Below are 22,453 nucleotides of genomic sequence, written 5' to 3' on the forward strand. Positions count from 1 at the left end.
TATAAGGATGGAACAATCACAGTTATTTATAAAGATAGCCCTGCATGCATGGGAAATGAACATCAAACGTACCACCGCTATCTTCGATAGTTTAACAGATGAGCAGCTGTTAACAGAAATAGCACCGGGCCGTAACCGCGGTATCTATATTCTAGGCCACCTGGTAGCCGTGCATGACATGATGCTGCCCCTGCTTGACCTGGGCCAGCGGCAATACCTGCAGCTGGATGAAGCCTTTATTTCCAACCCGGACAAAGCTATTGCCGATCTGCCATCCGCGCAGGACCTGCGCGCTTACTGGACCAACATCAACCAAATATTAAGGGAACAGTTTAATAAGCTCACACCGGAAGAATGGCTGCAAAAACATACTATGATAACAGATGAAGATTTTGCAAAGGAGCCCCACCGCAACCGTTTAAGCGTATTGCTGAACCGCACTAATCATAACGCTTACCACCAGGGACAGCTGGCATGGGCTAAGAATAAATAGCTTATTGATACAGCTCCTGGCAGTTATTGCAGAAAAAACTACGGCGGTTGGTTTTACCCAGGTGTTGCTTTACCAGCGGAATATTGCAGCGCGGGCATGTCTTTTTCGTATGTGCCAGCCAGTGCTTTTTTAATACAAACGCTTTTTTCCATTCCAGGAAATCATAGCTGTACTGCACTGCTTCTTTGATCAGCAGGTTAAGCTGTTTGGCTGGCAGTTTACCAATAATGCTAAGCGGGTGCACCTGTATGCGGAACAGCACTTCATTTTTAATAATATTGCCGGAGCCTGCAAAAATATCCTGGTTCAGCAACGCATCGCAGGCCAGCATATCCGGCATGGCCAGCAGCTTTTTCTTTGCCGCTTTAGCATCCCAGCTTTCACTCAGCACATCGGCGCTCCAGTCATACACCTCATCTAACGGTTCGGTGATCAGCTTAATGGAGCAGGCATATAAATTCAGGGTACCGTTCTTAAACTGCAGGTACAGGCGGGGCGTTGTTTGCTTTTCCTGGCTGATCAGGTAAGAGCCGAATAACATAAAGTGTACCCGGATGGTGAACTTGGGAAAACAAATGAGGAAATGTTTACCCCAGCTTTTAAAATCCTTTACTACCTGGCCCTCGAGCTGGGGTAATTCCAGCCGGGTATTACCCCCGGCACTTATTACTTTTTTGCCTTTGAATAGTTGTACTGCTTCCTTTAATATTACAATGGACGGACCTTCCGGCATAATTTGCGTGTTTTGGCGTACCGGTATGTACACAAAAGGCGCGCCAGCCGCAAACCGTGCTTAACCGTGCACAATCTTATCCGTATACCAGTTCCGGTCATAATACACAAAAAAGGAAAGCCATATAATACGGGAAAGGCGCATCAGCAAAGGCTGCATAAGCAACAGCAGCACGGCATTCCCCCCTATCCACCAGAACAGGCGGTTATCATTTATGGATAAGCCTATCAGCACCCACCAGGCAATAAAGCTGGCCACACTAATGGCTACAGATAAAGCATAGCTCACGTACCCGGTGCCAAAGTAAAAACCGGTTTCCGGTTCTGAAGGCTGCCCGCATACATCACAATATGTTTTCATTTCCATAAAGTTCTTTAGGTTATAAGGATTGCTGTGCTTATATAATTTACCGGTACGGCAGCGCGGACATTTATTCTGTAATACGCTTAGCAGTAAATTCGGCTTGTTGGGATGATGTTCATGGGCACACATAGTATATAGTATTTTTAATGACTGAATTGTTTACGGAACGCTTCCGGTGTTAGCCCCGTGTTCTTTTTAAAGAACCGGTTGAAGTAGGAGTTATCCTGGAAGTTAAGATGCCAGGCAATTTCTGTAATGGTAAGCTCCTTATTCACCAGCAGGCGCTTGGCTTCCAGCAGCACACGGTCGCGGATCACTTCACCGGCGGTTTTACCCAGCAGGTCCTGGCACAGGGCATTCAGGTGGTTGGGCGTTATGTACAACAGCTCCGCATATTCTTTAGGCAAACGGATGGTGTTGTAATGCTGGTGAATGAGCTGCTGAAAGTTATTCAGCAGTAATTGTTTTTGCGGCGGTATATTATGCCGCATGCCTGTAGCGGTGCTGCGTTCCAGCTGAATAAAAAATTGCAGCAGGTAAGTGCGTATCATATCCAGCCCGCTCTCCCGCGGTTTTTCCAGCTCCTGCAGCATATGCTCAAACAGCTGCACCACGGTTTCCCGTAAAGTCGCCGGGATCTTTAACACGGCCGCTTCACTATCGCCTTTAAAAAAGTCAAAGCGCGCCAGGTATTGCTGATCATTTAAAAAGGATTGAAAAAAGGCCGGTGAAAAGTGCACCAGGTAACCTTCTACCCCACCCTCAAAATGCCAGCTGTGTACCTGTCCGGGTATCATAAAATATACCTGGTACGGCTGTACGGTAAAATGGGTAAAGTCGATGGTATGCGTACCGGCTCCTTTGGTGAACAGCACCAGGTGATAAAAGGAATGCCCGTGCTGGCTGTGCAGGTGCTGATGCTTTTGTACATAAGGGCCCAGGCGCTCCATCAGCAGGTCCTGCTGGGTATGACCCGGAATGATGCTGTAAATATCATATACCGGTATCTTTGTCTTTGCCATGGGTGATTGCTTTTGTACACAGCAAAGTTACAAAAGGCCCTGGCCTAACCGTGGGATCAAACAGGGTTCCTATGGTACTTTTTACTGATCCGGGGTATTTTCCCCGGCTATAAGGCTGGTAAAAGCAGTGACCAGTTCTGCTACTGCGGTTTTAGTTGCTGCATCCGTAATATGGCCATTGCCATCCACCTTTCCCTTTACCCCGCGGATCAGCAGCTGGGTAGCTGCGGTAAACCGGGATTCAATAGTTTTCATTACCAGCTGCAGGGCTTCATGCGCTTTATCGCCCATGGCCGATGCGGTAATAAGTGCCACCGGCTTGCCGGAAAAAATAGTGGTAGATACCATCCATTCCAGCGCGTTCTTTAAGCTGCCCGGTAAGGTGAACACGTATTCCGGTGTGCAGATCACCACACCATCGGCAGCCTGGATCTTATCACGGAATATTTGTACGGCAGGTGGTGCGGGGGTAACATCCAGGTCGGGGTTAAAATGCGGTAAGGTATCTATGGCCTGGTAGATCTCTACCTGCAGCCGGCCTTCGGCCAGGGAGGCAAAGGCTTTCAGCAGTTGCAGGTTGGCAGAATCTTTTCTTGTGCTGCCGGAAATAGCCAGCACTTTATATGGATGAGCGTTCATGCCGTAAATGTAAACATCCTTTCAAATAAAAACAGGCAGCAGCTTTTATGCCACCGCCTGTTTGCTTTTACAGGGTTGTTACCGGCTTAGCTAACCGGTATAATGTGCTGCGTAGCTTCCCTGCCGGCTATTAGAGGCAGGGTTACCTGCAATACGCCATCCACATACTTTGCAGCGATGTTTGCTGCATCAATGGACTCATTCAGCGTAAAGCTGCGCTCAAATCCTCCGCGGCTGTATTCCCGCCGTACCCAATCCGGGCGCGGAAAACCATCCGGTGGCGTGTAGGAAACAACCAGCTCGTTGCCCTTCACCTCCAGGTGAAAATGTTCCCGGATGCGGCCCGGGGCAAATACCAGCATTTCATAGCTGCTGTCTGTTTTGTAAATGTTCACGGCAGCTCTTTCCATTGAGCGGATAAGCAGGTGCCGGTTCCTGCCTCCGTAGTGTTGGCCTTTTGCGGCCCATGACTGATGGTAGTTCATGTTGTACTTTTTAAAAAGTGAAATAATAGTACTTCCCTTTGATGACGATTGAGCGGCAGAAATATTTTTTTTCCGTTATTTCCCTATAGGGTGGCGGATTTTAACGCATTGGCCCGCTTCTTGATTGTACTGGTTCGAGTAATTGAATTGCTGCAAATCCCTGCTAAATTGCCGCGTAGTATCAGATACTGTATTCGTTCATGCAGCGCAATAACACTAGCAGATTTCAACTAAAGCCCATACTAACGACACTGAAAAACCGGAATAATTTTATGAGACGGAACACCCTTCTGTTGACTGTTTTATTGTACCTGTTTATGGCACCTGTGCACGCACAGTTCCTGGATTCGCTACTTATTCAAGTAGGCACCACAGGTACTTTTGCCACTAAAGACTACCAGCCTTTGTGGATCACTGCACAACATTACGGCGCATTAACAGACCGTAAGTCAGACCTCTCTACCCAGGTAGGTTTCAGCAATATGCATGTGCTGGGTAACAATGATCAGTTTTACATCAAGTACGGCGCATACCTGAACAACAACGACCACTTTAAAAAAGTGTTCTTCCAGGAAGGCTACCTTAAGCTAGGCTATAAGAACCTGGAGCTGCGCGCCGGCCGTTATAACGAGATCATTGGCGAAGTAGATCCAGACCTTTCCAGCGGCTCACTGGGCGTAAGCGGCAATGCGCTGCCCATACCGCAGATCGGGCTTGCGTTAACCAATTATGTGGACGTTCCTTATACCAACGGCTGGTTACAGTTCAAAGGCCAGATCAGCCATGGCTGGATGGGCGACCATAACCAATTCGTACGCGATGCCTGGTATCACCAGAAAACCCTGTACCTGCGCGTAGGTAAGCAAAAGCTGAAAGTAGGCGCCGGCATAGAACACTTTGCCGTATGGGCCGGGCACCGGGATGGCTTGCCTAAGCTGGATAAATCATTCGGCGGCTTCTGGAATGTATTACTGGCTAAGGAAGCCAACGACGGCAGCGTTGGAGGCGATATACTGCCTAACCGCGCCGGCGACCACCGCGGGGTAATAGAAGGTACTATTGACTGGGAAAATGATGTTACCGGCATACATGCCTACATGCAAATGCCTTTTGAAACAGGCCAGGGTATTAACATCCGTAATATAGACCGGCTCTGGGGTGTAGCTTATACCAATAAACACGAAGATTCCTGGCTGAAGAAGGTAGTGGGTGAATTTATTTACACCAAGCAAATGAACGACTGGTACCTGATACGCCTGCGGGAAAGTTATTATAACAACGGTATTTACCTTACCGGCTGGGAATACCAGGACCGTATTGTAGGCACCCCGCTGTTCACCGACCGCAAAAAAGCCAGCGAATATTTCCCGGGACACATTGCGCCATTTGACTGGGGCGCGCCTGTTGATTCCTTCAAGGGCAAAGGCTGGAACATTGTAAATAACCGCGTGGTAGGCGGGCACCTGGGCGTTATGTACACCATTGCGAAAACAGTGAATGCCAAAACACGCCTCACCTTTACACAGAACTATGGCAATGCTTTACCCGGCGTATTCTCGCCTTCCAAATATGAGTTTTACGGTTTGCAGGAATTCAGCTACCAGCTGCCTTCCATTCCGCTGACCGTACGTGCCGGCCTGGGGCTGGACTGGGGAGAGCTGACAGATAATGTGGGAGGACTGCTGGGGGTTACCTGGTCGTTTGACCGGCGAACGCGGAATGAGTAGTGAATAATTAAGAATGAATAATTAATAGAATGCAGCGGTTCAGGAATGTGATCGCTGCATTTTGTTTTTAAGGGAATACAACGATTGGGATCCCTGGCATAGATTTGTACCTATTATTTAAAAATTTACATTTTATATTCTTGTAATAATACCTACTCCTACTGTAATTTACTTTTACATTGATCATTTTCATTTCCCAAACAACAATTCTCCTCCTTTTCACATTCATTTTAATCTCCAACAACACTGCATTCACTTTACCTTCCCTAAACCACGCCCCTCTTACCTGCTGTGTATACTTACGTTGCAAAAAGCACTCGCTCTCTCACTGCATTCACCCTCACATTTCCTAACAAACAATTCGTCTCTCTCTCACCGCCAGCACTTCCTCCTACTACTCTCCTCCTGCCAAAGCCAATACTTCTCCAAACAAAAAAGGATCCGGCGAAAACCGGATCCTTTTTCCTATTATCTGAAATAGTTAATCGTTTACAATGTATAAGCCGGGCGGTACGGGATCTTCACCAGTATCTCCACATTCTTCCCCGCCTCTACCGTTACATCAAAGCTGCCTTCATGCAGCTCTGCGATGTAAGAGATCAGGTAATAAATACGCTGGTTCAGCATTTCCGTATCAAAATGCATCTTGCCGCTGTCGTATGGTTTTTCGTACGACGAAAAGAAATAGCTGGCTGCATTGGCAGAAAAGCTGCCTTTGATCTCAAAATGATTTTCCTCGAAAATAAACCGCATTTCCGGCGACTCATTCGTAGGTGAGTTCTTCATCATCCAGAAAAAGATGTTCAGCACCATCTGCTTGATCAGAAACTCATCCACATAAGCATCTGCATGCTCCTTGTGCATCTCCATTTCCACGGTAGATCCAAAGAGCGTGTCATACGGCTCATCATGCATAAAGTTGCGCAGGAAAAAAACGATACTCGTTAAATTCTTTTTGGGTTCAAATGACTTATTTAAGATATGTTGAATGATCCTGACATTTTGCAGCTGGAACTCCAACTCTATCACCTGCGATTTAATGGCTCCTGCCTGCCGCGTTATTTTTCCGCTGGTTGCTTTCTCTCCCTGGCCCGGATTGCTGCTATTGCCACCGTACAGCTCAATAAGCTCTACGCTGGACAGGATGCTGGACAGGATCGATTTCAATTCATGAAAAATATCTTCGATCAAGCCTCTGCTTCCCAGCAGATCAAAACGATTTAAGGGTGAAGCTTTCATTGTCAAACCCGGATTTCTTGTGCCCAATGTTAAATGATCTTAGTGAATAAAGGGTTGCTATATGGTTCCCGCTTACATATCAGAATATAAACAATAATCTTCCCGTTTTTATTTTACTGCAAGTTTGCATCTTTTTAAAAAAATCACGCTACTGAAACAAGTACAATATACTGTTTTTTACGTTTATATGCCCGCTTTTTACTACTCATTACAAGGCGTTCGCCTTACTAGAATGCATTTTTATCGCCACGCACTGTATTCATTACAGTCATAAACATGATGCGCAGATCCAGGTACACAGACCAGTTTTCCATGTACCAGATATCGTGCTCAATACGTTTTTTCAGCTGGTGTTCTTCCGTGATCTCACCCCGGAAACCATTCACCTGTGCCCAGCCGGTAATACCGGGTTTCAAGAAGTGGCGCACCATGTACTGCTGAATAATACGGGAATATTCTTCCGTATGGCGCAGCATATGCGGGCGCGGCCCTACAATAGACATATCGCCCAGCAGCACGTTCAGGAACTGCGGCATTTCATCCAGGTTGGTTTTACGCAGGATGCGGCCAATGCGTGTAAAGCGGTTATCGTTCCGCGATGCCTGCTTTTCATTCGCATCCTTGTTCACCTTCATACTACGCAGCTTCAGGCAGCGGAAGGTTTGGTTATTACGGCCCGTACGGTGCTGAATGAAAAAGATAGGTCCTTTGGATTCCAGGCGTATCAACAGCGCCAGCAGCGGGATCAGCCAGCTTAGAATAAAAATGGTTACCAGCCCACTCACTGCAATATCAAAAATGCGTTTGCGGATACGATTGGCAATATCATCCAGCGGTTCGGAACGCAGGGAGATAATTGGAATATTATTGAAATAGTCAATGTATATCTGCCGGTTCACAAACATGCGGAAGTCCGGTACAAAACGGAAGCGGATAAAATGTTTCTCCGCCTCATGCGCCAGCGTGTACAGATACGGGAACTGCTCCGGCGACAGCGTAGAGTAGATCTCGCGGATGTTATTCGATTTAGCATACGGCACACAGTCTTCCAGGTTCCCGATCACCGGGTAGTAAGAAAGCTCATGCACTTTGCTGTACTCTTCAAAAAAACCTTCAAACTGCAGGTTGCTCTTTACATCCAGGAAACTATCCACCAGCCGCTTGGATACCTCATTGTAGCCCAGTATCACCACCTTCTTCTGAATAGCTTTACTGCGCAGAATGTAATTGGTGACCAGGTAAAACAGGAAACGGTTAATGAGCACCACCATCACAAACAGGGAGCAGTACAGGATCACGAAAATGCGCGAGTACAGCAACCGGTTCAGGAACAGGTAGGCCAGCAGGAATAACAGGAACAGGAAAATACTCTGTAATGTTTTACGCGCCACCCGCTCGTATGAGAGCTGCTGGCTGGCAAAATAAATACCGGTGGTATACAAGGCTACCATCCAGGCAATATTGGCGCCCAGCAAAAAAGTATCTACGTCAATATGAATAGCCAGGCCGTTCTGCCGCAGCCAGGATCTTACCAGGTAAAAAATTGCATTCAGTCCAATAAAGTCCAGCACCACGATCTGGATACTGCAAATTTTAAGATATCGGTCTAACATATAAAGATGTTGTCAAGGTTCTAATTTTCACTGTTCACTACCGCCTGTTCAAAGCGCGACATTATTTTGCCTATCGATAAGTAAGTTTCCGCGTATTCACGCGCATTCCGTGTAATAGTAGTTGTATCTGCATGGTCAACAGCCTGGTGCATGCCCTCATTCAGTGCCTGCTGGTCTTCTGCATTCACCAGCACCCCCATATTGTAACGGGCTACCAGCTCATACAGGCTGCTGCCGGGGTTAGCGGTGATCAGCGCCAGCCCGCCCACGGCCAGTATGGTAGTTAGTTTAGACGGCATTACCAGGTCGCTGGCATTGGCTTTTTGGATCACTAAATGTACATCCGCCATGTTCAGGAAGCGGTTGAACTTTTCAAACGGCTGCAGCGGGAAAAAGATCACCTGCTGCAAACCCATAGCAGCGGCCTGCTCTTCCAGCTTAGCTTTATACGGCCCCGATCCGCAGATCAGGAACTTCAGCTCCGGCCGGTTGGTAAAGGTTTTGGCCGCATGCAGTATAGCTTCCAGCCCCTGCTTTTCACCAATGGCGCCGGAGTATAAAATGATCTTGTCCGTTGGCGCAAAACCAAATTCCTGTTTCAGCGCCGCCCGGTTTTCCAGCGGGTGGAACAGGGAAACGTCCACCCAGTTGGGGAAGAAGAAAATATCCTTCCCTGCTTTTTCCTGTATTTTACGCATCATACCATCTGAAATACTACTTACAATATCCGCCTGCCTGAAAATGTACCGCTCCACGCCAAACAGCATTTTGATCAGCCCTTTGGATTTTATCATATTCAGGTCACGTGCGGCTTCTATCTGCATATCCTGTATGTGGTACATTACTTTGGCGCCGCGGAACTTTTTGTATAACACGGCCAGTAACCCCAAATGAAAAGGGGGCACCACCGCAATCACCACATCAAACTTCTTACCCGGCAGCAGCTGCATTACTTTAAAAAAGGCGCTCAGCGCAAAGGAAAAATCCAGCAGCATTCTTTTAGCGCCGGAAGGCGCTGCAGGCACGTACTGCGGGCAGCGGTGCACGCTTAGCTGCGCACTGCCATTAACAGTAGTGGGCACTGCCAGCATTTCCTTTTTATACCAGGATTTGCCTTTATCATACGGCGGTTGCACTTTCCACTGCGGGTAGTAGGGATAAGAGGTAACCACCGTACAGTCGTAACCGTTAGCTGCCAGCCAATGCATCATTTCGCCATTATACTTCCCGATACCAGTAGGTTCGGGTGCAAAATTTCCACCAATAAGCAGTACACGTTTTCCCATATATTTCTTAACTAACAACTATTCGATAATAACTCTTTCCCTTACTGCTACGGCAGGGTTGCCGGTATAAATGCTCCAGGCTTCCAGCTCCCTGGTAGCTACCGAGCTTACCGTTAAAATGGCATGGGTGCGGCATACCACACCCGGGCAAACCACGGATTGCGCGCCTATCCATACTCCGTCTTCTATTATGATCTTACCCAGCCGGTAAGGAAAATCACTTTTCTTGTAGTCATGGTTGCCGGTTAACAGCAGCGCACCCTGCGATACGCATACGTTATTACCCAGCACCACATCTTCCAGGTTATCTATCCATACCGATTCTCCTATCCAGCAATCGTCCCCAATGGTCAGGCGCCAGGGATTCTTGATCCGTACCTTTTGCTTGATCACCAGCCCCTTGCCTACTTTAGCGCCAAACATGCGCAGCAGCGCAGCTTTAAAGCTATAGGGCCAGGGAAAGGCGCTGTTCATAATACCATAGTTCAGAAAATGCCACGCCACTACCTTCAGCGTGCCTGCGCCTGCATTATAATGACCTGTTGTAAATTTTGCTAACTGCGTTTGCATTTTATGATTGCATGTTAAGTCTGCTCAAAAAAAAGCGGCACAAATATGCGCCAATAGCTGTTCCTGCGGTATTCAGCATCACATCGTCCACATCCGCTACTCCCAGGTGGGTTATATACTGCACAACCTCTATCAGCGCGCTGCTTAAAAAACCCAGCAGTATTACCCTTCGTATACTGGTAATGCGGAACACCATCATCAGGACAAAAGGAAAAGGCACAAACAGCAGTATGTTGCCTAAAAAGTTGCCCAGGAACAGCACCCAATGCACCAGGGCATTGTTGCCCTTGTAGTGTATCATATCATCCCAGGTACTTTTAAAAGGCGTTAGCTTGGTACGGTAAATGCCCTCTATGGGACGCTCCCGGCGGGCCGGCGCCCACAACACAATGTAAGAGAGTATAACGCCATACCCCAGTGCAGCCAATACCTTTAATCCTTTCATTCCACTACAATATTATAGTCGCGCTTTAACAGAGCCACCAGCTGTTCCCGGCTGCTGTCGCCGTTTAATTTTTCTTCAAATTCCTGCACATTCACATCCACCAGCAGGCGGTACCAGTACCCCTGCATAAAGTGAAAAATAAAACCCTGGTAGCCATCCAGGAAACCCAGGCGCATCACATACCGGAAAATGAAGTATAACAAAGCCCGCATGCTGGGCCTCATAGATGAATATACTTTTTCTTTCAAAAAGCGTTTGCGCTTGGCCTGCGGATCATTACTTTCCAGCAGGCGCCCATCCGTTCCCATAAAACCATACTTAATATTCAGCAGGTCTACCATTTCACGGATGGCGTAATTATTATGTTTGTTCACCCACCAATGAATGGAGTTCAGGTTATGATCCACAATATGCTCCTTGAACATGATGGTCTTACCTTCCGAAAGCACAATGTGCTCATCCATCCAGCGCTGTTCAATACTGCCCTTGCCTTTGCGCCATATACGCAGTAAGGTGTGCGGGTAAAAACCGCCATGCCGTATCCACTTATTTTTAAAGAACACTTTACGGCGTATATAAATGCCGCTTACCTCTTCCGGCACAGTGGCTAAACGGGTGTTGATCTCTGTGATCAGCGGCGGCTCCAGGTACTCATCTGCATCCATCCGCATTACCCAGGGCGTAGTAACCGGGCAGTTGTCTAATGCCCACTGAAACTGCACCGCGTAGTTGATCCATTTGTTCTGGTATACCTTAGCGCCATACTGCTTTGCAATCTCCACCGTATTATCTGTAGAGTATGCGTCAATAATGAAAATTTCATCAGTAATGCCGCGCAGGTTTTCCAGGCAGCGTCCTATATGTTTTGTTTCATTATAGGTGAGGATAATAACAGAGATATCCAACTTATTTACTGTTTTCGTACAATTCAACGTAATCCAAAGCCAGCTTGGTTTCGTTGAAGTCATTGTTTATTACATTCCTGGCTTCCCGTGATATCCTTGACCGTTCTTCCTGTGCATGGTAGGTAGCGGTAAGCTTTTCTGCCACTTCATCTATATTTTCAATACCGGTGATCCAGCCCAGGTTCTTTTCATTCACGTATTTGGATAAACCTACATTGTTGCTGATCAGCACCGGTGTGCCTACGTATAATGATTCTACTACTACGATCGCAAAATTCTCGTTCAGAGAGGTCAGCACAAACAGGTCAGATTCTGCAAAGAACTGGAACTTTTCTTCCGGCCCTTTCCAGCCCGCCCATTCTACCTTATCATCCATATCCAGCTCCTGCACCAGCAGCTGCAGCTTTTGCACATACTCATCCTCACCGGAACCCGCTATGCGCAGGCGGTAATTGAAACGCACGCGCGCCAGCGCATACAGCAATATTTCCAGCCCCTTCTTAGGATCTATACGCGATAAAAAGCTGATGGTAAAAACATGGTTGCTCTTACGTGTATAGTCTTTCACCGGCAGGTCCACCAGGTTAAACACCATGGCGCCATCATCCTTCCACTTAGGATTGTACTGTATGCTCTCCTGCCACTCCATGTGGGAGGATACATGCAGGAACGTATTTTTCAGCAACCCTTTTCCAATGGTATTATGGATCAGCTGTTTCTTTTTACTGTTATTAGCAGTAAGCACATAATCGCAGAACATACCGTGCGGCGACAGCACCGGTTTTACACCGCGCATGCGGCATACCATAGCGGCGCCTATTACCAGGAAGTTCCACCAGGAGTGAATGTGCACCACATCAAAGTCCCGCACCGTTTTCCAGGTAGCGCGGTACAGCGCAGGCGATACGTGCGTATGGTCTTTGGTAATGCGTTTAAAATATTTTACCGCCACGCCATTCACCATCACGGTTTCCCCCACAGGCACCTGCAGCTCTGTTTTGCCATTGGCCGTAGTGGTATACACGGTTACGGAATGCCCCAGCTGCACCAGGCGCTCTGCCAGCCTGGCTATCACCACTATGGGACCACCGTAAATGTAGGCGGGTTTGTAAGACGGTACTATGAATAATATTTTCATTTACTGCTTTGTTTCTTTAGTTGTTGGCAACGGTTTCTATGGCCTGCATGGCATTATTGATCATGGTGTTCATGGTAAGCTCCCTTTTCACATATTCCTTTGCATTGGCACTCATTAACTGGATCTCCGCATCCTGCAGGTTGTTCAGCTCCTTCAGGCAGGCGTCCACATCTTCAAATATCATTCCGTTATAGCCATCCTGTATATAACTGTACTCTACGCATTGCAGCAGCTCCGCGGTGCGCAGCAAAGTAAAAATGGGTTTGCCGTATGCCATGCCTTCCACAATGGAAAGTCCCACCCATCCCGGCTGAAAGTAAATATCTGCTGCGGCAAATAATTCATCCTTCTGCTGCCGGTCATATACGGCGCCAAAATCATATACATGTTTGTACGGAGAAAAATCCGGTTTCAGTTTACCATCGCCAATAATGATCACGCCGATCTTTTGCGGATCCAGGCGCTCAATGAGCTTCACCAGCAGGTCTACCCTTCTCCCCGGCTCATTAAACCGTGCGCAGTAAATAAGCACACGGGGTTGTGTAATGTTATACTTTGCTTTCACGGCCGCCTTATCCGGTAAGGCCAGCTGCAATATGCTTTCCACATCGGAGATAGTATTGCCCAGCGCATAACCTTTTACGCCCGGTACGGCACGCTGCCAGATCTCCTGCTCTTTTTTGGTGTAGAACCAGATACCGTCGGCCATACGTATCATGCACTTCAGTAAAAAATTAGGCTGCTGTTCTTCCCGCACATAGCGTTTTACCGATATACCGTGCCCCCATAAAATAACCTTACGGCGCAGGAAGGGCTTCATAAATAAAATGAACCAGGTGGAAAGGTGTGCGAAGTTTAACATCAGCACCAGCACCTTATAATCTTTCCTGAAAAATTTAAACGGGTTGTAAAGGATAAAAGGCCCTATGCTCACGGCGTTCACCGGTTTCACCGGCGTTTTTCCCTGCGCAAAATTGTTCTTTGACAGCTGCTCAGACTCATAGCAATACAGGTCAAATGCAGCTTTCTGCTGCAATTGGTTAAAGAATTGTTCCCGGTAATGGGGGATAAAAGGTTGTAGTATCGCTATCATGTTTAAGTACTCAGTTGCCCATAAAATATTTGCGTAAAGTGCTGTTCCGCGACATAATATCCGAAGTTGCAAAGCTCAGCAAATACGCTACCACTATCACTAATACGGTTGGTAAAAAGCCGCTCACCGGGTGTTTGGCAATGCCTAAGCCCGTTTTAATACCTTCCAGGAAAATGCCATGCACCAGGTAAATACCCATTGAATTATCTGACAGGCGTTTTATAAACCGGTTCTCCACTTTCACCTGGTATAATACCCAGGCAAACAGCACACCTATGAACAGGAAGGATACAAACAGGTGCGGTTTAAAATACTGCGCAATAAAAAGCAGCCCGGCCAGTATTGGCACCAGTATTTGCGCTGTTCTATCGTACCGGCTTTTAATAGTGTTGTAATTGAGATAATATAACATGCCTATGCTGGCCGATACCAGGGAAGGCACAAAATATAAGCGCAGGTGTTTGGTAAACCAGTCTGCCTGCTGCACACTTGCATTATTGGAAAAAATGATCACCAGCGCTATGATCACCACTGTCATTAAAGTAAGGTTGGCCTTGCGCACATTCTGCCCTGCCACTTTCAGAAATGGGAAAAAGATCAGGAACAGGTAGAACAGGTTTGGCAAATACCACAGCTGGTAAGAGCTGCCTTTGAACAGGAACATTTGCACCGGCGACAGCTCAAACGGCTCCTTCATATATACTGACTTGGCATAACGGATGCCCAGGTATATCAGTGTCCAGATAAAGAATGGGATCATGAGCCTTTTAAAGCGTGTCGATGCCATTTCATTAAAGCTTTGCAGCCTGCCGCCCGCCACCTGGCTTGCAAACAGGAAAAAGGAAATAGCTATAAATACCGGTACGGCATACTCATTCAGCCCGTTCAGCTTTTTGGTCCACAGATTGGTTTCACAACCATGTATCCATACTACGCTGAATGCAGCAATAGGCCGTATCAGGTCAAAACCCTTTACGTACAGCTTATCTTTAACTATGGGTTGCAGTAGTGCCATTATTTAAAACTATGTTACTTACATCATAACCATATATCAGGCGCTTGCCTTCGTGTATGGAATCAAAAGCTACCATGGTACCGTCTTTTTTCCAGCGGGGGTGCAGGTCGCAATGCAGGCCGCTGCGCGTAAAGGCCATCTGTTCCAGTGAAAAGGCTTTCATTACGCCCTTATCTACCCCGGTTAAATAAGCCGCCGATTCTTTCAGGTCCGGTTTGGTATCTATCATTTTATAGGTGCCCAGGTCCACACGTTTCTGTGTGCTGTACTGGAATAAGAACAGCACACGAATGCCGTTTTCATCCGGGTAGGTATCGCAGATCATCCAGTCGCGGTTAGCCGGGCAAAACATAGGATGCCCGTCTTCATTCACAATTCCTTTAGCCAGGAAAGCCGGTTCCGCATTATTCTCATCTTTGAACAGCAGCCAGTTAAAGGCAGCATTCGGCTTGGCCGCAGCGCCTTTGGGCTTTTTGTACATCAGCTTTTTTATCACCTTCTTAGCCTGTGAAATAAGGCCGGAAGGGATCATGCGGTACAGCAGGGAGCTTCTCAGCTTTTCCACGCCGCTGCCGGTGCGGCCCCAAATGGCAATATGCGTATCATCCTTCCAGTCAAAGTGGCTCAAAAAGCCGCTGGCCAGGCATTTCAGGTCTTTACCATCTACGCCGATGGTCATAAGGCGGGTGGTTTCGCCACCATCCTTTAACTTATAACGGTGCAGGAAAGCCAGGCGCGTTTGTGAAGGGTTCAGCAGCAAATGCGTCAAGTAGTGATTGTTACCCAGGTTAGGATTCAGCTGAAAATGAGCGATCTCCTTCAGGGATATCAGCAGGGAGGCTGCTTTGGTATGAATGTTATGCTTTACAATACCGGTGTTCTCTGAAACATGCTCATTGGCATAAGCATCCGGCAGGCCGGTATAGCCGTAGCCGCCTACACGGTACAGGCGGGCATAGTCCAGGCCAAAGGCCCAGCCATCGTCTGTGATCACGTGCGTGGAATGTTCCAGCTCCGTACATTCTTCGGTAGTAGTGTTATACACTTTGGAACGCCAGGCGCCGTTAATGCGATCATTTACCACAAACAGGTCGGTATTACCCACCCATTGCTGGCGGGCCCCCTGGGGGTAGTTGTAGGCGTAGGTTTCGCCCAGCTTTACAAAACTTTCATCGCCATTCACATAACCAATATCACAAGGCACATCCGGGTTGGGTGGTGTTAAAATATTATCAATGCGCAGGGCCAGTAGCTTGTCCCCCGCTGCGTTCCAGGCCACCAGGTCGTGGAAGCCAAAAAAGAAATTGCCCTTGCCTTTTGTTAAAACCTTTTCTTGCTGCATATAGAAATTCAAATAATTAAGTCATTTTGAGTGGCGCTTACTGGCCGGCCAGTACTACGCCTTTCTCCTGCTTCAGCTGGGCTGCCTTTTCAAAAAAGCGGCTGTCAATGCTGCTGATCACACTATCGGATGATAAATAATAATCGCTGATGTTGGATAACTTGGATAACAGCTCTTCTTTCACCACCTTCTTTACCAGGAACTCTGCACTGATCATATTACCGGTAAGGGATCTTATTTTTTTGTGCAGGGATGATCTGCGGTACAGCGGTATGTGCGTAGCTTCTGTATTATACAGCTGAATGGAGTGTAACCAGTCCATCCACTTAAACTCAGATACTTTGCCTCCTTCTGTAAAAGGAGTAGAGAGTACAAAACGGCTCCAGGGCACGCGCAATATGTCGGCCACAATAGCGCCGTGCATGGCTTCTGCAATTACAAATTTGGAAGCTGCTATTTCCCGCAGCGTGTGCTCCACGCCGTTCTCAGAACCCGGAGAAATGTAGTGGAAACCCAGCTTATCGCACAGGGCTTTCCAGTCAAAGAACTCCTGGGATTTGAAGTAAGGGATCACGCTTACCTCGTATTTCTTTTTGCTTTGCTGTATGTTATTGAACTCATTGGTAAGGCGCAGCGCGTACGCAGCATCTGCAATGTATTCATATGCATTATTGAAATTGCAGGCAGATAAAGGACCGCGCAGGAAACGGATGTCCCAGCTATCGTCCCAGGTAAAATTCTTATAGCCCGGGCGTATGCCGGTGCCAAACACGATCTTTCTTTTATTACCCAGCTCTTTGAATAAGGGCGAACCGTTATACAAAATGGAGCCAATGCCAATGAAGGCATCATTGTCAGGCTTTTCTTCCCCAAACAGCTTGGGCCACAACCAGCCATTCAGGTCATCCCCAAAATTTCCCTTCGGATCTTTGTAATAGATATAGTTCACTTGAAAAACTTTAAATTTTCTAATAACCGCGCGGCATGGGCCACCGGCTGTGGTGTATTCGGTATTCGGTAATTAATATCTTTTATAAACATGCTTTCCTTCTCACGAAAACACCTCACTGCTGCTGGCAGCAAATTGAACGGCGTATTGCGAGGCTATCCAGTTGGTAAAATCCACGGAACGGCGGTCCCAGCTATGTTCATCTATGCTCACATCCGTTTTCTGCAGCTTACCATCGGCCAGCGCAGCAATTAGTTTCGACAGGGTTTCAGGTTGGGTAGTATCAAAGTAATTGCCTTCATCACCGAATATTTCCTTAGGCTCCCCGATCTTACTGGTGAAGATGGGTTTCTTGAAAGGGATGTACATATAGATCTTGCTGGGGCAACGTGCCCAGTCCTGTACAGTATCATTTAGAGGGGAGATAAAAGCATCTGCTCTTTCAAAGTAAGAGCTTAGCTCATTTTCTTCAGTATAGCCTTTGAACTCAATATATTTTTCCAGCTGATGCTGTTGTACATAGGTCTTTGCTTCTTCCAGGTGGCGGCCCCTGCCCAGTAACAGCAGCTTTACATTCGGGCGTTCCTTCACTATTTGCTCCACTGCCTGCAGCATGGTGAACAGCCCGTAGTTACGGGTCATGGTGCCCATGTATAACAGCACGGTGTTATTTTTATAACGTTCGTTCAGATGATCCAGCAATATCTTTGGAGAATCTATAACCTCAGTATTAAATGCGTAGGGAGAATACAGGATGGGTAGCTTCTTTTTCATAAGCTGCTTAGCCATTTTATGATATTCCCGTTCCAGGTAGCGGCTGGCGCACAGCAACCCATCCGCATAAGAAACGGAATAATATTCCAGCGCACGCAGGGCTATTTTGCGCAGCCCTTTGTTATCGGGTATGGCAGAGGCCAGCTCAGAATGCTCTATCAGGATCCTGGTTTTTGATTGCAGCTTGCTTTTAATAATACGGTTGCGGAAGCTGAAAGAGCAGAAGTAAATAAAATCAGGACGGATCCTGTTCACCAGGTCGGTCTTCAGCTGCACTTCTTCTTTGGCGGAACACTCTTTGTAAAAATGTACCTCCACGTTTTCATTACATTCAATGGCAATACGGTTCCGGTTCTCCTCACTGTCCAGGGCAATAATAGATACTTCCCATCCCAGGGACTGCAAGGGGTTAGCCATTCCCAGCGCCCTTTTCATGGTAGCTATTGATTTAATATCGCCCAGCGTAATGAAACATATTTTCATCTGAAAAAATTTATACGGTTTAGTCAATTATTCACCTGTCGTTTTCACCATTCATTCGTCTTAGTTCAGCAGCAGTGGCTCCTTTTCTGCTTCATCCACCGGCTGCTCCTCATCCTCATCATCTTCCACATTAGGGCCATACAGCCAGTCATAATACCCGTTCATGAGTATACAGCCGGTAACCGGTATGGTAAACCGCAAATGCTGGAAGGGCGAGAACAGGAAGGTCCATAGCAGCCCAATGGTCAGCATTACATATAGCGGGTACAGGTTGGAATCCTGCGCGTGTAATACCAGCGTAAAGGCCATTTTCATGAGCCACCAGAAAATGAGGAATACGGCAATAAAACCGCCGATGCCGCAGCTGATCCAGCCGCCCATGAGCACAGAGTGGCTGGGTATGTAACGGTCCACGGAGTCGGCCTTCTTCAGGTCAAACTCACCGGTGCCCTCATCCTGGTATGATAATACGATCTTGTAATACTTCAGGTCTTTATCCAGCGCCCAGGAGCCATGGCCAAACAAAGGCTTATCGCCAATAGCGGTAATGGCCGCAAAGGTTTCACCACGGCCTGTTACCAGCAATTCAAAAGGATTATACGGGTTGTCCAGGCGCTTTATCTGGCTGCTGGAGTGCCCGCCTCCTATCTCATTACTAAGCACGGCATTCACGTAAAACACATAGGCCATTTCAAATACCGTAGCGCCTATGAATAGTATGGCAAAGATTTTTTGCCGGGTAATGCGTATACCGCGCGACATTACATAAATAATACCGGCGCCTACAAAGAACAGCATACCGGTGGAACGCGCATCATTGGCAAAACAGAGCAAACAGGCACAGGCCATAATGCCCATCATCAGCATTATTTTCCCCCGCTTGTACAGGTACACGGCTATTAATTGTAATGCAGATGCTATAATAGGAACGATCTTAAACTTAAAGAACGACATGTCCGAATCCACAATATCATCCGTGAAGAGGATATTCTTGATCATGGCAAAGAAGATATAGGTCATGACCGCAGATTCGGTATCCATCATTCTGAACAGCACTATAAAAGATATGATAGACATGATGGTGCCGGCCCAGCCACGCAAAAAGTTCTGCATGGAGTTATGCACTACAAATACATCCGTAATAAACTGGAACAGCAGCAGGGCCAGCAGCGCATAAACGATCTTCCGCAAATAGGGATAATCTTTAAAATCGCGGGCCTTAAAGGTAAAGGGCAGGGATAGCAACGCAACGATCTCGTTCCCTTTCAGCTGGCCTACCAGGGGAACATTCAGTGCGCTTCCCAGCGCATATGCCGCAATTTTGATCTTTTTAAACATCAGGTTCTTTTAACTGTTCACCATTTCACTTTTCACTTTCACCTTTGTTCCTCCCTGGCCATACAGTGTGTAGTTCAGCACCTGTTGCAGGCGCTGGGTGTTAACATCCGCACTGTATTCACGCATAAAATCCGCTCTTAATGCTTCTCCTATTGCTGCATCCCCATTGAAACTGAGGATCACTTTTTTAAATTCTTCCGGCGTATCGGCAATAATAAAATTCTTGCTGGCCACGCCTTCTACCCCCTTGGAAGTAGCGAGAATAGGCGTTCTCAGCGCCATGGCCTCCAGGCATTTTAGCCGGGTGCCGCTGCCATGCAGCAACGGAATAATTACACCGTTTGCTACTGATATATACCACTTCACATCATCCACCTTACCCAATGCTGTTATATTCTTAAAGCTCTCTGCCCCGGTGATCTGTTTCAGCGCTTCTTTGGAGCGCCTGCCTACTAACCAAATATCATACCTGTTGGCCAGCTCATCGTCCCAAACTTTTTCAATAAACCATTTCAGCCCCTGAAAGTTCATATACTGGCCAAAGTTGGCCGTCATTACCAATACTTTAGGTTGTTTTTGCCCGGTGAGCGCATATTCCTTTTCATCCAGGAAATTGGGAACAAAGAAAACGCGCTCCTTCGGAATAAATTTTTCATGGTACTTACGGTCATCCTCACTTACTACCAACAGGGCTGCAGCCTTTTTAAAGTACATGCGCTCATGCAGCTTTTCCAGCGTTAGCAGCTGAAAGCGGCGCAGCTTGGCAAACAGGTTGTTGGCGGGCACCTGCGCGGTGATCATGGGTTGCGCATTATGCGTGCCCAGCACCACCTCTATACCGCGGGAATTAAAATATTGTATATAATGGCCTATGTAACCATAGTCCAGCACTGCTACATCAATGGTATATTTTTCACATACCTCGTTAAACAGCTGCAGCACTTTGTTAGAGCGCTGGAAATAATTTTTACCGGCAATACGGTCCAGCAGGTCAAAATGCTTTTTCGGATGCGTGTAATATACTACATTGGGTATCTGGTAATTGGCCAGGTCCGTGTTCTCCTCATTCTGGATCAGCGCTATAATCTGGTGGCCCAGGCTGGCCAGGGCTTTGATCAGGTAATAGCTCCTGATCTTTTCTCCGCCATTGGCCGGAAAGGGTGATATGTCTGTGTAGAATAATATATTCATATTCCTTCTTATCAATTAGCCTTTGCAACCGGCAATCTGATGGGTAACTTGGAAAGTAACTTCATTATGATCCCTTCTATCTTCTCCTGTTCATAAGCCGTTAAGCCCAGGAACTTCACACATATAAAAATAGATAAGCTGCTTACAGCGCCGGTTACCAGCAACCGTACAAAACCCGGGTGCATTACCAGCTGCGGCAGCAGCGAGATGCCAAAGGCCAGCACCACGGGCATGAGCGAAGTAAGTACGCCTTTGCGTAAATAATCGCCTATTGCTAAGCCGGTGAGCTTATGTGCGGCCAGCACCCGGTAGCTGCAGGTAATGGCTTCTATACAAATGGCGCTTACCAGCACAACGTGCGGCGGCATGCCTGCTTTTAACAAAAAGTATGATACCGGTAAGTTCAGCATCAGTAACAAGCTTACCACCACCTGGTATACCTTGATCCTGCCTACGGATTGTATGGCTACCTGCAGCCCTACGGTAAGCTGTGTGATCAGCGATACTATAATGATCAGGCGGCAGAAAGCAATGGTATGATCCGGCACATTCTTCAGCCACAGCTTCAGAATAATGGGCATTTCAATGATCACCGGTATGGAAAAGAACGATAACAGAAAAAAGGAGAACTTACTGGCTATCATGGCCAGTCGTAACATCCTGGGCCGGTCGCCCATGCCCTCGCTTTTAATAATCTGCGGGTTCAGGGATTGCAGCATGGTTACTGAAAAGTAGCTTAGCTGCGAATTTACCTGGTTGGCTATGCCGTAAGCGGCGTTAATAATTGCGCCAAAGAATACGTTTAAGATCATAGCCAGCCCCTGGTTACGTGCTACCACACTGCCTGCGCCAAACATATTCCAGCCTGCGTAGGAAAACATTTCCCTTAACAGCCCTTTATTGAAATATTTGCGCACCTTCACCCGTGCCTCCTGGTATTTGGAAGAGCAGTACGTGCGTTTAATGATAAGGGAGATCACCGTCACAGCCGCTGTTAACGCGCCGTATATGATCAGCTTATCATATCCTGTGTACTGCAGGTAAATAGCGATGCCCAGCTTAGCCAGCGCTTCCCAGATGCCGATGGCTGCTATCAGGAACATATTTTCCCGTGCATTCAGCGTAGCATCATACGGTACGGAAACAATGGTAAAAAAGGTGCTGATCACCGTAAAATGAAATATTATTTTGGCGGTGCCCAACCTCGCTGCAGGTATATTCAATACCCGCTCAAAAAAGTACATCCCTGCCACCTCAAATATTATAACCAGCGTGATGCCCATCAGAAAATGGAGCAGCACGCTGGAGTTGAATACCTGTTTTAATTTTTCCTGGTCGCCGGCGCCTATATAAAAAGAAAGGTACCGTTGGGTGGAAATGGTCATGGCCACATTTAAAAAGGAAAGCATTACAATAACGCCGCTTACCAGGTTAAAAATGCCATAATCTTCTGCGCCCAGCGCATTTAATACAAGGCGGGTTGCATACAATGCAATAAACATTGTAATTAACATCCGCCCATACAGTGCGCCTGTGTTTAATACTACCCGGTTTGCTGCTTGCATTTACTAGCTATTGTTTTCCAGTTCCACTTTTAACCTTATACCCAA

Annotated in this window: 22 protein-coding genes; 2 read left to right on the plus strand and 20 right to left on the minus strand. The window is 47.1% G+C overall.

What is annotated here, in order from left to right:
- Positions 1 to 7 precede the first annotated feature (7 nt).
- Entirely contained in the window at positions 8 to 493 is a 486-nt protein-coding gene (locus tag BMZ54_RS14550; protein ID WP_089912788.1) for a DinB family protein, read from the plus strand.
- 1 nt (position 494) lies between these two features.
- On the opposite strand, the gene BMZ54_RS14555 is transcribed toward BMZ54_RS14550, so the two are convergent.
- From BMZ54_RS14555 to BMZ54_RS14575, 5 genes are all read right to left on the minus strand, one after another.
- Positions 495 to 1,226: a DNA-formamidopyrimidine glycosylase family protein gene (locus BMZ54_RS14555; protein WP_089912790.1), complete on the minus strand. Its 732-nt coding sequence runs from the start codon at positions 1,224 to 1,226 to the stop codon at positions 495 to 497.
- 60 nt (positions 1,227 to 1,286) lie between these two features.
- Positions 1,287 to 1,586, minus strand: a complete 300-nt coding sequence (locus tag BMZ54_RS14560; protein WP_317043248.1) for a hypothetical protein — start codon at positions 1,584 to 1,586, stop codon at positions 1,287 to 1,289.
- A 146-nt stretch (positions 1,587 to 1,732) separates the two neighbouring features.
- A complete protein-coding gene (locus tag BMZ54_RS14565) occupies positions 1,733 to 2,611 on the minus strand; it encodes an AraC family transcriptional regulator (protein WP_089912794.1) in 879 nt (292 codons plus the stop codon).
- 81 nt (positions 2,612 to 2,692) lie between these two features.
- A complete protein-coding gene (locus BMZ54_RS14570) occupies positions 2,693 to 3,250 on the minus strand; it encodes an NADPH-dependent FMN reductase (RefSeq protein ID WP_089912797.1) in 558 nt (185 codons plus the stop codon).
- Positions 3,251 to 3,336: 86 nt separating this feature from the next.
- Positions 3,337 to 3,735: an Hsp20/alpha crystallin family protein gene (locus BMZ54_RS14575; protein WP_089912801.1), complete on the minus strand. Its 399-nt coding sequence runs from the start codon at positions 3,733 to 3,735 to the stop codon at positions 3,337 to 3,339.
- A gap of 317 nt (positions 3,736 to 4,052) precedes the next feature.
- On the opposite strand from BMZ54_RS14575, the gene BMZ54_RS14580 reads away from it, so the two are divergent.
- A complete protein-coding gene (locus tag BMZ54_RS14580; protein WP_162277546.1) occupies positions 4,053 to 5,462 on the plus strand; it encodes a capsule assembly Wzi family protein in 1,410 nt (469 codons plus the stop codon).
- A 489-nt stretch (positions 5,463 to 5,951) separates the two neighbouring features.
- Here BMZ54_RS14580 and BMZ54_RS14590 read toward each other — a convergent pair whose 3' ends face one another.
- The 15 genes from BMZ54_RS14590 to BMZ54_RS14660 all read right to left on the minus strand — a co-directional run bounded on the left by BMZ54_RS14590 (position 5,952) and on the right by BMZ54_RS14660 (position 22,408).
- A complete protein-coding gene (locus tag BMZ54_RS14590; protein WP_089912811.1) occupies positions 5,952 to 6,701 on the minus strand; it encodes a hypothetical protein in 750 nt (249 codons plus the stop codon).
- 227 nt (positions 6,702 to 6,928) lie between these two features.
- The gene (locus tag BMZ54_RS14595; RefSeq protein WP_089912814.1) at positions 6,929 to 8,314 is read right to left on the minus strand and encodes an undecaprenyl-phosphate glucose phosphotransferase; all 1,386 of its coding nucleotides are present in this window, start codon (positions 8,312 to 8,314) and stop codon (positions 6,929 to 6,931) included.
- A 20-nt stretch (positions 8,315 to 8,334) separates the two neighbouring features.
- Positions 8,335 to 9,600, minus strand: coding sequence for a WcaI family glycosyltransferase (locus BMZ54_RS14600; RefSeq protein WP_089912818.1), 1,266 nt, complete (start codon positions 9,598 to 9,600; stop codon positions 8,335 to 8,337).
- 18 nt (positions 9,601 to 9,618) lie between these two features.
- A complete protein-coding gene (locus BMZ54_RS14605) occupies positions 9,619 to 10,170 on the minus strand; it encodes a WcaF family extracellular polysaccharide biosynthesis acetyltransferase (RefSeq protein ID WP_089912822.1) in 552 nt (183 codons plus the stop codon).
- 1 nt (position 10,171) lies between these two features.
- On the minus strand, positions 10,172 to 10,615 hold the full coding sequence (locus BMZ54_RS14610; RefSeq protein WP_089912825.1) for a VanZ family protein: 444 nt from the start codon (positions 10,613 to 10,615) through the stop codon (positions 10,172 to 10,174).
- Positions 10,612 to 11,520, minus strand: a complete 909-nt coding sequence (locus BMZ54_RS14615) for a glycosyltransferase family 2 protein (RefSeq protein WP_202909250.1) — start codon at positions 11,518 to 11,520, stop codon at positions 10,612 to 10,614. The genes BMZ54_RS14610 and BMZ54_RS14615 overlap by 4 nt, the downstream gene beginning before the upstream one ends.
- Position 11,521: 1 nt before the next feature.
- Positions 11,522 to 12,658, minus strand: a complete 1,137-nt coding sequence (locus tag BMZ54_RS14620; protein ID WP_089912831.1) for an XrtY-associated glycosyltransferase XYAG1 — start codon at positions 12,656 to 12,658, stop codon at positions 11,522 to 11,524.
- A 16-nt stretch (positions 12,659 to 12,674) separates the two neighbouring features.
- Positions 12,675 to 13,751 (minus strand): glycosyltransferase, encoded by a 1,077-nt coding sequence (locus BMZ54_RS14625; RefSeq protein WP_089912835.1) that lies wholly within the window; start codon positions 13,749 to 13,751, stop codon positions 12,675 to 12,677.
- A gap of 10 nt (positions 13,752 to 13,761) precedes the next feature.
- Complete coding sequence (locus tag BMZ54_RS14630; protein ID WP_089912838.1) at positions 13,762 to 14,766, minus strand: acyltransferase; 1,005 nt, start codon at positions 14,764 to 14,766, stop codon at positions 13,762 to 13,764.
- Positions 14,741 to 16,108, minus strand: coding sequence for a hypothetical protein (locus tag BMZ54_RS14635; RefSeq protein ID WP_089912841.1), 1,368 nt, complete (start codon positions 16,106 to 16,108; stop codon positions 14,741 to 14,743). Before BMZ54_RS14635 ends, BMZ54_RS14630 begins: the two co-directional genes overlap by 26 nt.
- A 37-nt stretch (positions 16,109 to 16,145) precedes the next feature.
- Positions 16,146 to 17,057 carry a polysaccharide pyruvyl transferase family protein gene (locus tag BMZ54_RS14640; RefSeq protein ID WP_162277547.1) on the minus strand — a complete coding sequence of 304 codons (912 nt, stop codon included), beginning with the start codon at positions 17,055 to 17,057 and terminating at the stop codon, positions 16,146 to 16,148.
- 102 nt (positions 17,058 to 17,159) lie between these two features.
- Positions 17,160 to 18,314 (minus strand): glycosyltransferase, encoded by a 1,155-nt coding sequence (locus BMZ54_RS14645; RefSeq protein WP_143081017.1) that lies wholly within the window; start codon positions 18,312 to 18,314, stop codon positions 17,160 to 17,162.
- Positions 18,315 to 18,374: 60 nt separating this feature from the next.
- Entirely contained in the window at positions 18,375 to 19,652 is a 1,278-nt protein-coding gene (locus BMZ54_RS14650; protein WP_089912850.1) for a hypothetical protein, read from the minus strand.
- A 9-nt stretch (positions 19,653 to 19,661) separates the two neighbouring features.
- Complete coding sequence (locus BMZ54_RS14655) at positions 19,662 to 20,843, minus strand: glycosyltransferase family 4 protein (protein WP_089912853.1); 1,182 nt, start codon at positions 20,841 to 20,843, stop codon at positions 19,662 to 19,664.
- An 11-nt stretch (positions 20,844 to 20,854) separates the two neighbouring features.
- Positions 20,855 to 22,408, minus strand: a complete 1,554-nt coding sequence (locus BMZ54_RS14660) for a lipopolysaccharide biosynthesis protein (protein ID WP_202909251.1) — start codon at positions 22,406 to 22,408, stop codon at positions 20,855 to 20,857.
- Between the last annotated feature and the right edge of the window lie 45 nt (positions 22,409 to 22,453).

The organism is Chitinophaga rupis (genome assembly GCF_900109685.1).
Taxonomy (GTDB): Bacteria; Bacteroidota; Bacteroidia; order Chitinophagales; family Chitinophagaceae; genus Chitinophaga; species Chitinophaga rupis.

Excerpts from the sequence above, each read along its gene's own strand:
- BMZ54_RS14605 (WP_089912822.1), bottom strand. The coding sequence starts at position 10,170 with ATGCAAACGCAGTTAGCAAAATTTACAACAGGTCATTATAATGCAGGC.
- BMZ54_RS14625 (WP_089912835.1), bottom strand. The coding sequence starts at position 13,751 with ATGATAGCGATACTACAACCTTTTATCCCCCATTACCGGGAACAATTC.
- BMZ54_RS14595 (WP_089912814.1), bottom strand. The coding sequence starts at position 8,314 with ATGTTAGACCGATATCTTAAAATTTGCAGTATCCAGATCGTGGTGCTG.
- BMZ54_RS14660 (WP_202909251.1), bottom strand. The coding sequence starts at position 22,408 with ATGCAAGCAGCAAACCGGGTAGTATTAAACACAGGCGCACTGTATGGG.
- BMZ54_RS14550 (WP_089912788.1), top strand. The coding sequence starts at position 8 with ATGGAACAATCACAGTTATTTATAAAGATAGCCCTGCATGCATGGGAA.
- BMZ54_RS14655 (WP_089912853.1), bottom strand. The coding sequence starts at position 20,843 with ATGAATATATTATTCTACACAGACATATCACCCTTTCCGGCCAATGGC.
- BMZ54_RS14570 (WP_089912797.1), bottom strand. The coding sequence starts at position 3,250 with ATGAACGCTCATCCATATAAAGTGCTGGCTATTTCCGGCAGCACAAGA.
- BMZ54_RS14600 (WP_089912818.1), bottom strand. The coding sequence starts at position 9,600 with ATGGGAAAACGTGTACTGCTTATTGGTGGAAATTTTGCACCCGAACCT.
- BMZ54_RS14590 (WP_089912811.1), bottom strand. The coding sequence starts at position 6,701 with ATGAAAGCTTCACCCTTAAATCGTTTTGATCTGCTGGGAAGCAGAGGC.
- BMZ54_RS14565 (WP_089912794.1), bottom strand. The coding sequence starts at position 2,611 with ATGGCAAAGACAAAGATACCGGTATATGATATTTACAGCATCATTCCG.
- BMZ54_RS14575 (WP_089912801.1), bottom strand. The coding sequence starts at position 3,735 with ATGAACTACCATCAGTCATGGGCCGCAAAAGGCCAACACTACGGAGGC.
- BMZ54_RS14645 (WP_143081017.1), bottom strand. The coding sequence starts at position 18,314 with ATGAAAATATGTTTCATTACGCTGGGCGATATTAAATCAATAGCTACC.
- BMZ54_RS14650 (WP_089912850.1), bottom strand. The coding sequence starts at position 19,652 with ATGTTTAAAAAGATCAAAATTGCGGCATATGCGCTGGGAAGCGCACTG.
- BMZ54_RS14580 (WP_162277546.1), top strand. The coding sequence starts at position 4,053 with ATGGCACCTGTGCACGCACAGTTCCTGGATTCGCTACTTATTCAAGTA.
- BMZ54_RS14555 (WP_089912790.1), bottom strand. The coding sequence starts at position 1,226 with ATGCCGGAAGGTCCGTCCATTGTAATATTAAAGGAAGCAGTACAACTA.
- BMZ54_RS14610 (WP_089912825.1), bottom strand. The coding sequence starts at position 10,615 with ATGAAAGGATTAAAGGTATTGGCTGCACTGGGGTATGGCGTTATACTC.
- BMZ54_RS14635 (WP_089912841.1), bottom strand. The coding sequence starts at position 16,108 with ATGCAGCAAGAAAAGGTTTTAACAAAAGGCAAGGGCAATTTCTTTTTT.
- BMZ54_RS14620 (WP_089912831.1), bottom strand. The coding sequence starts at position 12,658 with ATGAAAATATTATTCATAGTACCGTCTTACAAACCCGCCTACATTTAC.
- BMZ54_RS14560 (WP_317043248.1), bottom strand. The coding sequence starts at position 1,586 with ATGAAAACATATTGTGATGTATGCGGGCAGCCTTCAGAACCGGAAACC.
- BMZ54_RS14630 (WP_089912838.1), bottom strand. The coding sequence starts at position 14,766 with ATGGCACTACTGCAACCCATAGTTAAAGATAAGCTGTACGTAAAGGGT.